At 39.2% G+C, this 13175-nt stretch carries 12 protein-coding genes and 1 other annotated feature; of the genes, 5 read left to right on the forward strand and 7 right to left on the reverse strand.

Annotated elements, in window-relative coordinates:
* Window positions 1-40: 40 nt before the first annotated feature.
* From thrC to thrA, 3 genes are read right to left on the reverse strand one after another with little or no spacing between them, the layout of a single operon-like run.
* The gene (gene thrC, locus HBH39_RS12575; protein WP_167678782.1) at window positions 41-1324 is read right to left on the reverse strand and encodes a threonine synthase; all 1284 of its coding nucleotides are present in this window, start codon (window positions 1322-1324) and stop codon (window positions 41-43) included.
* Between the two features lie 59 nt (window positions 1325-1383).
* Entirely contained in the window at window positions 1384-2334 is a 951-nt protein-coding gene (gene thrB / locus HBH39_RS12580) for a homoserine kinase (protein ID WP_167678785.1), read from the reverse strand.
* Window positions 2334-4802 carry a bifunctional aspartate kinase/homoserine dehydrogenase I gene (gene thrA / locus HBH39_RS12585; protein WP_167678789.1) on the reverse strand — a complete coding sequence of 823 codons (2469 nt, stop codon included), beginning with the start codon at window positions 4800-4802 and terminating at the stop codon, window positions 2334-2336. Before thrA ends, thrB begins: the two co-directional genes overlap by 1 nt.
* Before the next feature lie 600 nt (window positions 4803-5402).
* Here thrA and slyD point away from each other — a divergent pair.
* The gene (gene slyD / locus HBH39_RS12590; RefSeq protein ID WP_167678792.1) at window positions 5403-5954 is read left to right on the forward strand and encodes a peptidylprolyl isomerase; all 552 of its coding nucleotides are present in this window, start codon (window positions 5403-5405) and stop codon (window positions 5952-5954) included.
* A gap of 217 nt (window positions 5955-6171) precedes the next feature.
* Window positions 6172-6546: a hypothetical protein gene (locus tag HBH39_RS12595; protein ID WP_167678794.1), complete on the forward strand. Its 375-nt coding sequence runs from the start codon at window positions 6172-6174 to the stop codon at window positions 6544-6546.
* 174 nt (window positions 6547-6720) lie between these two features.
* On the opposite strand, the gene trpR is transcribed toward HBH39_RS12595, so the two are convergent.
* A complete protein-coding gene (gene trpR / locus HBH39_RS12600) occupies window positions 6721-6999 on the reverse strand; it encodes a trp operon repressor (protein WP_167678796.1) in 279 nt (92 codons plus the stop codon).
* Window positions 7000-7280: 281 nt separating this feature from the next.
* On the opposite strand from trpR, the gene HBH39_RS12605 reads away from it, so the two are divergent.
* Window positions 7281-7730, forward strand: coding sequence for a c-type cytochrome (locus tag HBH39_RS12605; RefSeq protein ID WP_167678798.1), 450 nt, complete (start codon window positions 7281-7283; stop codon window positions 7728-7730).
* Between the two features lie 75 nt (window positions 7731-7805).
* On the opposite strand, the gene HBH39_RS12610 is transcribed toward HBH39_RS12605, so the two are convergent.
* Window positions 7806-8471 carry a cytochrome b/b6 domain-containing protein gene (locus tag HBH39_RS12610; RefSeq protein ID WP_167678800.1) on the reverse strand — a complete coding sequence of 222 codons (666 nt, stop codon included), beginning with the start codon at window positions 8469-8471 and terminating at the stop codon, window positions 7806-7808.
* Window positions 8472-8925: 454 nt separating this feature from the next.
* Here HBH39_RS12610 and hpf point away from each other — a divergent pair, with 454 nt between their 5' ends.
* Window positions 8926-9276, forward strand: a complete 351-nt coding sequence (gene hpf / locus HBH39_RS12615; RefSeq protein WP_167678802.1) for a ribosome hibernation-promoting factor, HPF/YfiA family — start codon at window positions 8926-8928, stop codon at window positions 9274-9276.
* 114 nt (window positions 9277-9390) lie between these two features.
* Window positions 9391-9511 (forward strand) — a sequence feature (Phe leader region).
* Window positions 9512-9547: 36 nt separating this feature from the next.
* A complete protein-coding gene (locus HBH39_RS12620) occupies window positions 9548-11494 on the forward strand; it encodes a chorismate mutase (protein WP_167678804.1) in 1947 nt (648 codons plus the stop codon).
* Window positions 11495-11567: 73 nt separating this feature from the next.
* Here the strand turns inward: HBH39_RS12620 and HBH39_RS12625 are convergent, their stop codons facing one another.
* Together HBH39_RS12625 and tyrA are read right to left on the reverse strand one after the other, a co-directional pair.
* Complete coding sequence (locus HBH39_RS12625; RefSeq protein WP_167678806.1) at window positions 11568-11906, reverse strand: hypothetical protein; 339 nt, start codon at window positions 11904-11906, stop codon at window positions 11568-11570.
* A gap of 122 nt (window positions 11907-12028) precedes the next feature.
* Window positions 12029-13168, reverse strand: a complete 1140-nt coding sequence (gene tyrA / locus HBH39_RS12630) for a bifunctional chorismate mutase/prephenate dehydrogenase (protein WP_167680075.1) — start codon at window positions 13166-13168, stop codon at window positions 12029-12031.
* Between the last annotated feature and the right edge of the window lie 7 nt (window positions 13169-13175).

Genomic DNA, 13175 nt, shown 5'->3' on the forward strand with positions numbered 1-13175 from the left:
TGCTTTCATAATGAAGAACAAAATAAAATGTCAGATATAATTAGCGTAACATTTTGAAAAGATGCGCCTTCAACATAGCAAAATCAGCATTCAACTCAACAGATAAAATGGTCTTGTTTACGACTTCCTCTAACTCAGGTGGCAAAGGTAAATCAAGCTTAAGCTCTCTATCCACTACATCTTTGAACTTAGCTGGATGTGCTGTTCCTAAAAATATCCCATATTCATCTTTAGTCAATAACTGGCGTAAACCTTGCGCGGCTATCGCTGCATGAGGCTCTGACTGATAACCTAAATTATATAAGTTTAGTAATGACTCAGATGTTTGTAGCTCATTTAAAGCTAAGCCTGATATTAAAGACAATGGCCACCCCATTTGTTCACATATCGCTTCAACACGTGGCCAGTTACTTGGTTCTGAGACATCCATCGCATTCGACATAGTCGCAACCGTATCATGTGGTGCCCAAGTACCATTTTCAAGATAACGCGGCACGGTATCATTGGCATTAGTAGCAGCAATAAATCTGTTAATTGGCAAGCCCATGGCCTTAGCAAATAATCCTGCGGTTAAATTACCAAAATTACCACTGGGAACTGATACAACAAAGTTATTGTGTCCCGCTTTTTTAGCTTGAGCGATGGCCTCAAAGTAATAACAAATTTGAGCAAGTAAGCGACTGATATTGATCGAATTTGCTGAGTTAAGCGCTAAGCCCTCACGCACTTCAGGATCATCAAACGCTTGTTTTACTAGATGTTGGCAAGCGTCAAAATCAGAGTGAACAGCGACAGTATGGATATTCTTGCCTAAAGTTGTGAACATCTTTTCTTGCAACTCGCTGATTTTTCCTTTCGGATACATCACGACAACTTGCACTTTATCTAAACCATAAAACGCATCCGCAACAGCAGCTCCAGTATCGCCCGAAGTGGCAGTTAAAATAGTTAGCCCTTGATCACCTGCTAGTAAGTTCACACATTGGGCCATAAAGCGAGCGCCAAAATCTTTAAAAGCCAAAGTCGGACCATGGAATAACTCTAAACAGCCACGATGGTGATCAACATCAACCAATGGTGCAGGAAAAGTAAATGCTTTATCCACCAAAGCATCAACAGCAGCTTGACCAAGTTCATCCGCTAGCCATGCACCTAAGACTTGTTTACTACGCTCTGCGAATGGCATTTCAAGTAATGCATCAACATTATCCAACACAGGAATAGACTTAGGAAAAAATAACCCTCTATCCTTACCTAAGCCCAGTTGAACTGCTTGACTAAAATTCACCACCTGTGAAGGGTGTTTTAAATTATATAATTCCATTACTGCTTCCTACTTAAATTAAAATATTAAACCTGAACTGTGAGCGACGAAAAATTGTTTTACACTCTGCGAGTACCCTGCTCATCCAGTTTACAAACATGCACAAACCCACCTTGCTCAGTGACATAATGCTGTTCAAGCCATAACTTAGCTTGCTCAGCTTTGGTTAATGAGTCGGTCACACTAAATAAAGTTGGCCCGCTTCCTGAAATTCCCGTGGTTAACATACCTTGCTCAGCTAATGCTTCTCTTGCAGCTAAGTAACCGGGTATCGCAACTGCGCGATATGGCTCTGCTAAAACATCCTTTAATACTTCAATCGCGAGCTTCTCATCTTGCTGATAACTAGCGTGTACAAATGCGCTGAGATATCGACCAAAATCAATTGCCACCGCTTTATCGTATTGCTGAGGAAGCAAAGCTCTCATTTTGGCTGTCGATAATGAAATGCCCGGATATGCAACTACCCAATACCAATTTTTAAAACTCGGAATTGCTGCACACGCTTGCTTTGTTGTATTAAGCATTAATTGCATGCCACCTAAATAACATGGGGCAACGTTATCATAATGCACACTGCCAGATATTTGCCCTTCAAACTCGCCCATTAGTAACAACAAAGCTTGCTGGTCGTAAGGTAGGCCAAAATGTTCATTCAAGGCATAAAGTGCCGCAACTACAGAACTGGCACTAGAGCCTAAGCCACTGCCAACAGGTAAGTTCTTTTGTAACGTTAATTTAACACCATCTTGACGCTTGAGTTTATCGAGAAAAAATACTGCACATTGATAAACAATATTTTGCTGTAAATCATCCGGCAATTTATGTGCCCAAGGCCCAACTTGCTCAAACTCAACACCAGATGTTATTTGACTAATGGTGACTATATCCCCTAATAAACTGCCATCAACAGGTGCTAGCGCGGCGCCAAGCAAATCAAAACCCACGCCAACATTGCCCATTGATGCTGGCGCATAAACACGTAAAGGAGCTTGGTTACTATTAGCCATTATAAACCTACCTCACGAGTCCAGTTTAAGGTTCTCAATACATCGGCAAATACACCAGCAGCAGTAACATCTGTGCCCGCACCGTAACCTCTCAACACGAATGGAATGGGTTGATAATAGCGGCTATAGAATGCGAGCGCGTTCTCCCCGCCCTTAACGCTATATAGTGGATCATAGGCGTCCACTTCAACAACGCGAACATGGCACTTACCATCATCAATTTGGCCTACATAACGTAATACCTTACCTTGCGCTTTAGCATTCGCAACACGTTGTGATACTTGAGCATCTAAACTAGGTAGATTCGCCATAAAGGTATTAACATCGCCTGAATCATCAAAATCAGCAGGTAATACTGACTCGATATTAATGTCAGACAGTTCTAACTGTAGCCCGACTTCACGGGCTAGAATCAATACTTTACGAGCAACATCCATACCACTTAAATCATCACGAGGATCTGGCTCAGTAAAACACTTATCACGCGCTATTGTGGTAGCCTGTGAAAGACTCATCCCTTCATCTAACATACCAAATATAAACGATAACGAACCAGACAATACGCCATTGAATTTATGTAACTTATCTCCTGCACACAATAACTTTTTAAGGTTATCAATAACTGGCAAACCTGCACCAACAGTGGTTTCATACAAGAACTGTCGACGTTGCGATAAACTAACCTGACGAAGCGCTTGGTAATAATCATAATCCCGCGTGTTGGCTTTTTTATTCGGCGTAACAACATGAAAACCAGCATTCATTACATCTAAATAACCATCAGAGACTTGTTCACTTGAAGTACAGTCAACCAACACAGGGTTAAGTAGTTGCTGCTCTTGCCCCCAAAGTAACAAACCAGCTAAATCATAAGCTTGCCCTTGCTGTGCCAATAACGACTGCCAATTAGCCAAATCAATACCATTACTGTCTAACAACATTTGACGTGAATTAGCGATTCCACACACACGAATACTGATATGAAGCTCTTTAAGCATCTCATTTTGTTGTTTAATTTGCTCTAACAAGCCTGCACCAACATTACCTGCGCCGACCAAAAACACATCAACGTACTGTTGAACATCGAAAAATGCTTGATGGCACGCACCAATAGCATGCTTGGTTTTCGATTGTTGAATAACAGTTGAAATAGAGCGCTCAGAAGATCCTTGTGCAATGGCAACAATATTGACGCTAGCTTTAGCCAGTGCACTAAAAAACTTAGCCGCAACCCCTTTATGGGTTTTCATGCCATCACCAATTAATGACACGATGGCTAGACCTTCACGAAGTTCGATTGGCTCTAAAAGCTCTGACTTAATTTCTAACTCAAACTCTTGTTCTAAAGCACACTTAGCTTTATGAGCATCACTGGTTGCAACACAAAAACTGATACTATATTCAGACGAGCTTTGTGTGATAAGGGATACCGAAATACCACTACGAGAAATCGCAGCCAGTGTACGGCTCGCCATACCTACCATGCCCTTCATGCCTGGGCCTGATACGTTAAACATTGTTTGATTATCTAGATTTGAAATCGCCTTAACTTGCAAACCAGTTTTATCATCGTCATTAGAAACTAAAGTGCCTGGAGCCTTAGGGTTAAAGCTATTTTTGATGTAACAAGGAATATGATATTGAGCTATTGGCGCAATAGTTTTTGGATGCAATACTTTAGCGCCAAAATAAGAAAGCTCCATGGCTTCTTGGTAGCTTAATTGCGACAGTAACTTGGCATCAGTCACCACGCGAGGATCAGTATTATAAACACCATCAACATCAGTCCAAATTTCACAGCTTGATGCATCTAAACAAGCAGCAAGTACAGCGGCAGAATAATCAGAACCATTACGTCCCAAGGTCACCACCTTGCCGTGCACATCACCGGCGGTAAAACCTGGCATCACCCAAACTTGATAGTCGTTGAGTGGGAGTAATCCAAAACGTGGTTTACTGACAATAATATCCACCACAGATTCAAGAGGTTGTCCGTGTGCTAAGAATAATGCCACAGGATCAAGCACTGAAGCGGTGATGTTTTTAGCCAGCATAACTTGTTCCATCAATGCCGCTGATAGCTTTTCGCCTGACACAACAACTGATGCACGCACAGAATCTGGGCATTCGCCTAGTAAACTTATACCTTCAAGCTTTTGCTTCCACATTAGCATTTGCTGTTCGAGCTTTTGTGTTAATAAATCTTGTTGTGGATCAGATAGTAATGATTCACCGGCTTGGGTATATAAATCTGTAAACACAGTTTCAATATGGTCTATAACCGTTTGAAAATCTTTACCCGAAACGGCTAAATCCACCATTTCCAATAATGCATTGGTAATGGTCGCGGGAGCAGAAAGTACCGTTGCAACAGGCTCCGTTGCAGATGAGTCAGCAATAATATCTGCCGCCATCAAAAACCTTGGCCAATTGGCTAATGACGTACCACCAAACTTCATAACTTTCATACCGTCTTCTCCTTGTCATTTACCATGACATTAATGCAAATTTTTAAATAAAAAAGCCCGCTTCATAGTCGGGAAGCGGGCTTGTTATTAAATTCTTTTAGGGTGTATCAGCCCGCCCCCACTATGTTAATAGTGGTGGTTGTAATGGTAGTAATTACAACATGATGAAGGACTGACATAATAATTCTCTTTAATGCTGCTAGATGCACACGGGTTAGTTATCGACTTGAATGGATAGCTAACTCATTACATCCCAATTATGCTAATGACTACAGAATTGCTTTTTTACCCCTTGATTGTCAAGCCCAGTTGCCAACTTATTTAAATAATAATTAACATTTAGGTTGATTTATTTAAGATTTCATATTTCAAAAAATGAAACGTTGCTTTTTGCAGCATATTTATATGATTCAGCTACATTTACCTTAACGTAAACGCTTACTTGGTAGTCACTTAAAATAACTTCATAAATATTCTTTAAACAGCTAAAAATTGCTTAATGGCATAAAAACAAGATCAATTTAGCAAAATCTGATGTTAATCATTCCAGCACAAAAGGTTTACAGGTATTATGCGCAAATATCAGCTATTGGAGTCATTATGAAAATTTCAAAACACGCCGCGGTTACCATTCATTACCGTTTAACCGACGCCCAAGGTCTATTACTAGAAAGCTCTTTTGATTCTGAGCCAATGATCTATTTACATGGCACTGAAAACCTTATTCCAGGTTTAGAAAATGAATTAGATGGCAAAGTTGCTGGTGACAAGTTTGAAGCGACAATTCCTGCAGACCAAGCCTATGGTGAATATCACGATGGCCTAAAACAAGAAGTACCATTAGAAGCATTTGGGGATATTGAAGATATCGTTCCAGGTATGCGTTTTATTGCAGAAACTGAAATGGGTCAACGCCCAGTACAAGTTACTGAAGTGAAAGATGATGTTGTAGTTGTTGATGGCAACCATCCTTTAGCTGGCCAAGCATTAACTTTTAATGTTGAAGTTGTTGAAGTACGTGAAGCAACCGCTGAAGAGCTTGCTCATGGCCATATTCACGCACATGGTGGCAGCTGTGGGGGACATGACCATGAGCCATGTGACACGCAAAAACCAGGTTGTGACGGCAACGGCGGATGTGGATGCCACTAGGGTTTTTAACGCTCAGTATTTAGTTTGAAAAGTAATCCCAGTGAACAATAAATGCTCACTGGGATTTTTTTTAATCTATACTTTATGTCAAACCATCCAAAATTCGCTTGTAATTAGCCTAAGTGTTTAATGTTATGGAAAATGCTTTTTAAACACAGGTACAAGCAAAATTAAATTGACATAACAATAAGAATTAATAGTCAGCGACGGAGTGCTTATGTTAATTAAACCTGTTTATGAATTACTCCCTTTTACCTATCTTGGCATAGGTGGGATTAGCATACTCTTACTAGAGCAAAACTATGCGATTGCAGCATCAATAGTGGTATTTTTCTTCGGAGCAAGAATTTACAATCTGCGCTCTCAAAATCGCCGTACCGATCACAAGCGAAGACGAAAAACAGGGATTTGGCCGGACTGGTTTTATGGTTTTATTCCATTCATTTACATTATTTCAGCAGCGATATTATATCGCTTCTACCCTAAAGGCTCTACTACCTTATTTGCCTTGTGCTTAGTTACATTTGGGGTTTACCTGTTGCTAAGGCGCTCAAGTTATCGCCATCATAAAATGCCAGCTTACAAAATCTAGTAATAATAGCGAAATTTATCTTTTATTGTTAACGATGAATCTGACACAAAAACAAGAAATTGAATAGATTAGACAACACTCACTTTTATGGCGAGGATATGGTTATAAACATTTCTGTAAACAAAGCTTCAAACTCAACAAACCATTTTATAATTAATAGCTTACCCACAAACTTTAATCTAATATTAAAGTTTGAATAAGATCGCGCTGCTGTGGACTCATGTTCTTCAAATAATTTGAACAACGTGTAATCGTCGCAATACTTACCTGATATTCTGCTGCAATTTGTCGTTGGCTAAGTTCTCCTGCTAACAAACTCTGAAACACTTTCAAACGACCAGCGATTGCACTGCGTTCTTCTTCAGTTAATAAAAGCTGAAATAAAACGGCTAGATCATCTTGATTAGAATGGGTCAATATTTTATCAACCACTAAGCTCCAATTCGCTCTCATAAATACTCTCTCTTTTTCAGACCAATAGATGATAACAAGGAAAAAGCTGAATGCAAAAAATAGCATAAGTTTTATGAACATAAAGTACATAATCACTCACAAAATCACCTTAAATCAATCGATAAGCAATTAAAGTGACAACCAAACAACTTCACTCTGAAGGTGACATTGTCAATGACAACATAAAAACTTACAATTTTACGAAATATATAATAACGTGATATGCATCATTTTTTGTGTAAAATGCCTTGTCATCAACCTGAAAAATAAAGAGAAAAATTATGAAAAAAACCTTACTTGCTATTTCAGCGGCAGCCATACTCATTCCAAGCGCATATGCCAACAACTTTGAAGATGCGAATGATGCTATTAAATATCGTAAAGCAGCTTTCGGTTTAATCGCTTATAATTTTGGCGACATGGCAGCCATGATTAAAGGCAAGAAAGATTTCAATGCAGACGTGTTCGCCCAAAGAGCAAGTAACGTTGCGGCATTATCACAAATTCCTCACGAAGGCTTTATTGCAGGATCAGATAAAGGCAACACAGATGCTTTAGCCAAAATTTGGTCAGACAAGGCCGATTTCGATGCAAAAATGACCGCGTTTCAGGAAAATGCAGCAAAACTGGCTGTGGCAGCAAAAGGAACAGATCAAAATCAAATCAAGCAAGCGTTTGGTAATACTGGTCAAAGCTGTAAAGGCTGCCACGACGTATACAAAAAAGATTAATTTGTACATCTAAATTAAAAACGGATGTTCAGTTTCTGCATCCGTTTTTTTCATCAAATAACTTTAGAACAGAAATCACATATAGCGAATTGCATCTCCAAGCAATGTGAACCAAACCGTCGCAAACACAACCCCAACAACTAAAACGGCTCGCCATATAGATGTTATTTGCGGGGCATGATTCCTACTTGATAATGATTTATAGCCGGTGATCATCGCTTTTATTAAATTTTCACCTTTGAACAAATACACAAACACCGCAAAGATATGAACTGCAGCAAAGCCTAAAATTAAATTAAAGTTCTGCTTATGAAGCCAAGTTAAGGTGCTAGCAACATCTGATGAAACATAACTATATAGTGGTCCTTCAGTAAAAATATCATCTGTTGCAAACATGCCTGTCACAAGTTGCAAACTCAATAAGCTTAATAACAGGATAACCATATAAGCCCCCATTGGGTTATGACCAACAGATTCGCTTTTTTGTTTGCTTATCGCGTATTGGAAAACCGCTTTAGGAGAACGAACAAATTGTCTAAAACGTGCGGTATCGCTGCCAATAAAACCCCAAATAATTCTAAAGACCAACAACACCATTAATACATAAGCAAATACTTGGTGAAGTGACATCTCACCGGTTTCACCGCTCCACCAAAGACCACCTAATAAGATGACCATAGCCCAATGAAATAACCGAATAGGGAAATCCCAAACTTTAATTTTAGCATTGTTTATTGTCATTAATTCGCTCTCTCAAGTTAACTGTGCGGTCATTGTTACTAAAATAACAATAGACTAGGAGGTTTATTGATTAGTATAAATTTTTTAAGGAGTCATGTGATGGGGGTAAACGTAAAGATTTGTAATGCTAAGTAACCTGCAGGTCATAAAACAAAACACTCATTAAAACCAAATTAAGGCTAAAGCTAAATGACTTTGTGCAGAAAACTAGAAGTGGATGAATTTCACTCAAAAAAATGAAGGAAACACAACATAGAAAGCAAGCTATTCATTCAAATATGCGCTTAGTCAGGCAGTATTTCAAGTAAAAAAATAGCTAAATTGAACCAAAATGACTAAGCGATCAAATAAGCAGCGCCCAGTAGATTAACACCACAAAAGTGTGACTTATATCTCGTTTTTTATCCGGTAGATTGCTAATCTGAACTTAAGCAAATAACAGAAGGTTCAAATTATGCTGAAAATTACAAGCAAGCAACTTGAAGTCACTGCCCTTATCCGTGAACGCATCGAAGGACGATTAGAAAAGTTAAGCCGTCATGATATCCAGTTAATTAATCCCCATATTATTATCACGCAGGAAAAGCAGTTATTTAAAATTGAAGCTTCTGTTGGTTTACCAAGTGGAGAATTATTCGCCCAGGCGAAAAGTGAAAACCTTTATGCAGCAATTACTGCAATGGGACAAAAGCTGGAAAAACAGCTAAATCGCCTGACTCATAAGCCCCAAGCTCAACGTCATGCTACATTTGAAGATGCAGAAGATGATTTTGAGTATGTTTATAAGGAGGACACAGCAGCTTGATATTAACATTAACCACACAGCGCACCTTCGGGTGCGCTTTTTTATGGTTGATTTAATCAAAGTGAGAAATTTTACATTGACACTTAACCCGCTTAGTTTTAGTTTTACCTCATGAACAAAATATTATCTCGCGTTTTTATTTTCTTTTTTATGCAGCCCATTTAGGGAGGCGGTTTTTCTGTATCAAAAAGAAAATGAAAATACCAAAGCCTCCCAACTGGGAGGCTTTTTAGTTTTATCAGATTAAACTAGATCAATTTAAGAGGTTAGCATGAGTCAACCACAAGGGTTAAATCTCACTCGAGAACAAATAACCGCATTAGATAATGAGTTACTAACCTTACTATCCAAGCGACGTGAGTTAAGTTTAGAAGTCGCTAAAAGTAAAGAAATCGATATTCGCCCAATTCGTGATACCCAAAGAGAAAAAGAGTTGCTAGAAAGGTTAGTTCAACAAGGGCGTGAAAAAGGTCTTGATGCTCACTTTGTAATATCACTCTATCAAAGCATTATTGAAGACTCAGTACTCAATCAACAAGCTTTTTTACATGGTCGTGCAAACCCTGATACTCAAAAACAGCAATATACTATTGCTTATTTAGGCGCTCGTGGATCGTATTCATATCTTGCTGCCAGTAGATACTGTAATCGTCGCCAAGTAAGTATGATAGATTTTGGCTGCCAAAGCTTTGATGACATTGTTAATGCAGTTGAGTCAGGACATGCCGATTATGGTTTCTTACCGATTGAAAATACCTCTTCAGGCTCAATCAATGAAGTATACGATGTTTTACAGCACACTAGCTTATCAATTGTTGGTGAAACAACTATCGAAGTAGGCCATTGCTTATTAGGTCAACCTGGAGCCAGCTTAGCAGATATTAAAACCGTATATGCTCATCCACAACCAATTAGTCAATGCAGTCGCTATCTAAGTTTGCACCCGCATTTTAAGCTTGAGTATTGCTCTAGCAGTGCAGAGGCAATGAGTAAGGTAATAGAAGCTAATAACAACAGCGTTGCTGCAATTGGCAGTGCTGAAGGTGGCGCTTTATATCAATTAACGGCAATTGAAGATGGATTAGCAAATCAAAAAATTAATCAAAGTCGATTTATTGTCGTAGCTCGAAAAGCCGTTGCAGTACCGTCACAACTACCAGCCAAAACAACCTTGATTATGGCAACAGGCCAAAAGCCTGGAGCTTTAGTGGAAGCTTTGTTAGTACTTAAAGCACATAATCTCAATATGTCAAAATTAGAGTCTCGCCCTATTCCAGGTACACCTTGGGAAGAGATGTTCTATATTGATATTGACGGCAATTTAGCGACTCAGGATTTACAGCAAGCAATTAAGGAATTAGAACGTCTGACTCGATTTATCAAAGTGTTAGGCTGCTACCCAAGCGAAACGGTTAAACCCACTCAGTTATCGCAAGCACAGTTACTTATTGAGCCTAGCAGCTCTAAAGCAGCTGAAATAACAGAGAAAAAAACATCCAATCAGCTACAACATAAATATAGTCGTGAATATCGCCAGCAAAACACTCAAGTAATTTGTAAACAATTACACATAGGTGATGGTCATTTTGCAGCTTTCTCCCTGATAAATATGTCTTTAACTGAAACTGAATTTACCTCCCTTGCAAAACAAAACAAAGAGGCTGGTTTTCAGGCGGTGATATTGACCGACTTTCATGGACAGTTAAATGAGTTACAATTTAAAAAGTATATACAAATCATTGAACAAGCAGGTCTAGTCGGTGTGCTTTATATAGAACAAGATTCAGATCTAGTCCATGGTCATTTAGCAGATATGTTGATGCTAAGTGGCCAACAAATGTTTAATCAGGGACTATTGAGCCAATTAGGTAAAATGAATGTTGGGGTGATTATCGAAAGAAATAATATGGCCAGCATAGAAGATTGGTTAGCGGCAGCAGATAGAGTACTAGATCAAGGTAATCAACAAGTGGTGCTGTGCGAGTCTGGTATTAGAAGCTTTGCCCAACCTGAACGGGTAACTTTAGATTTAGCAGGGCTTATTGAAGTTAAAGATACCAGCCATTTACCGATAATCTGTAATATTGCAGCCAATGCCACTGACATCGAATATTCACAAATTAAAGCTGCAAAGCAACTTAATGCAGATGGCGTAGTATTAAATGCTATGGAGTATGATGCAAATAGCCAGCTACTTAGGCAGATGTATCAAGATTGATCGTTAATAATCATTTAGTAAAATGCCGGTAGCTACCGGCATTATTGATGAATCTAATTAAAACATGAGAAGACTAAACCATCACCCCTTCATTTAAGCTTATCCAGCCTTTAAAAATGCGATAGCTAAACCAACTGATCCCTAAAAGGTAAACAGGAATACTCAACCACATAGGGCTAATTAAATAACCTAATACAAAAAAAGGACACAAACCTATGATACTTAAACGCTGCCAACGTAAATGAGTCGCCAACAAACTGTTTGGTTTAATATTTTTTTGGATTAAATTAAACCAAAGGCTCACTAGCACCGGAATAAAAAATAGTGGGAACGCACTCATCAGCGCATATAGAAAATGACCGACAGTGTTATCTTGCGTGGTCTGTTTAGACAGCGTGTTCGAAGGGAGCATGAGCACGTTCTCCATGGTGAGTTGATTGACGGTTTTAGTATACAAGACTGTGATTAATATCACCGCCTTGTAAACATAAGCCTTAGATGACAATTACGCAAACAACAAAGAATGAAAAATGATTAACCTGCCTTCATATCATTAACTGATTGCAACATTGCGCGACTTTCATGCTGAAATTGCGGTGCAAAATCTCCAAACCATTTCGCTACCCGCTTAAACTCTTCAACAAAAGCGTTTCTATTTCCTTCTTTAAGCATTGATAATGCATCACGATAATTGTCTAGATAATCACTGATCACATCCTGACTACCTTGCTGAGCAAAGATAATATCGGCATAAAGCTCGGGATCTTGTGCAAATAAGCGGCCTACCATCGCAAGTTCAAGCCGATAAATCGGTGAGCTAAATTGCAACAAACTATCAATATCAGCCTCTTCTTTACACAAATTCATACCATAAACAAAACTTGAAAAGTGACGCATAGCTTGAACTAACTGCATGGCTTTATCATGACGCTCAGGTTCTGCTTCAACAATTCTGGCTCCCCAGATGGCAATTTGTTCAAGTAGCCATTGGTAAGCTTGCGGTTGACGGCCATGACAGACCACAACAACTTGTTTGGCCAAGCTACCAACATCTGGACCAAACATAGGGTGTAAACCAACCACAGGCCCTTTATGTGCATTGAGCATTGCTTTAACAGGTTGTTCTTTAATTGAGGTTAAATCAGCTAAAATACAATCCTCAGGCAAGTTTGTTAAATGCTCGCGGATCACATCACAGGTCACGTTAATTGGGACAGTCACCAATACCATCCCCGCGCCGTCAAATAAGCTATCCGCTTGGTGCCAATCGCCTTTATCTAGGCTTTTAACTTCATAACCAGACAAGCTCAACATTTGGGTAAACAATTGCCCTAACTGCCCCTCACCACCCACTACGACAACATGACCCAAATCATGTTTAATTTGTTTAAAGCCAACGTCTTTTTCATTTAAATAAGATTCACGCATTAAACGACGTAGTACATCTTCAATTAGCTGCGGGGAAACATTCATCTTCTCAGCTTCATCACGACGTTTTGCTAACATCATCGCTTCACGTTGAGGCGCATAAATTGGGACTCCTGCAGCATGTTTTACCGCGCCAACTTGGGCAACTAAATCTAAACGTTTACGAAGCAATAGCAGTAACTGCTGATCAACACCATCAATTAAATCACGAAGTTTTTCTAAATCAGCGGTCGTTTTCTCGTTCATCATGCTC

Origin of the sequence: Shewanella aestuarii, from assembly GCF_011765625.1 — a bacterium.
In the GTDB taxonomy this organism is placed as follows: domain Bacteria; phylum Pseudomonadota; class Gammaproteobacteria; order Enterobacterales; family Shewanellaceae; genus Shewanella; species Shewanella aestuarii_A.

Coding starts and splice junctions, on each gene's coding strand:
- thrC (WP_167678782.1), bottom strand. CDS start 1,324: ATGGAATTATATAATTTAAAACACCCTTCACAGGTGGTGAATTTTAGT.
- thrB (WP_167678785.1), bottom strand. CDS start 2,334: ATGGCTAATAGTAACCAAGCTCCTTTACGTGTTTATGCGCCAGCATCA.
- thrA (WP_167678789.1), bottom strand. CDS start 4,802: ATGAAAGTTATGAAGTTTGGTGGTACGTCATTAGCCAATTGGCCAAGG.
- slyD (WP_167678792.1), top strand. CDS start 5,403: ATGAAAATTTCAAAACACGCCGCGGTTACCATTCATTACCGTTTAACC.
- HBH39_RS12595 (WP_167678794.1), top strand. CDS start 6,172: ATGTTAATTAAACCTGTTTATGAATTACTCCCTTTTACCTATCTTGGC.
- trpR (WP_167678796.1), bottom strand. CDS start 6,999: ATGAGAGCGAATTGGAGCTTAGTGGTTGATAAAATATTGACCCATTCT.
- HBH39_RS12605 (WP_167678798.1), top strand. CDS start 7,281: ATGAAAAAAACCTTACTTGCTATTTCAGCGGCAGCCATACTCATTCCA.
- HBH39_RS12610 (WP_167678800.1), bottom strand. CDS start 8,471: ATGACAATAAACAATGCTAAAATTAAAGTTTGGGATTTCCCTATTCGG.
- hpf (WP_167678802.1), top strand. CDS start 8,926: ATGCTGAAAATTACAAGCAAGCAACTTGAAGTCACTGCCCTTATCCGT.
- HBH39_RS12620 (WP_167678804.1), top strand. CDS start 9,548: ATGAGTCAACCACAAGGGTTAAATCTCACTCGAGAACAAATAACCGCA.
- HBH39_RS12625 (WP_167678806.1), bottom strand. CDS start 11,906: ATGCTCCCTTCGAACACGCTGTCTAAACAGACCACGCAAGATAACACT.
- tyrA (WP_167680075.1), bottom strand. CDS start 13,168: ATGAACGAGAAAACGACCGCTGATTTAGAAAAACTTCGTGATTTAATT.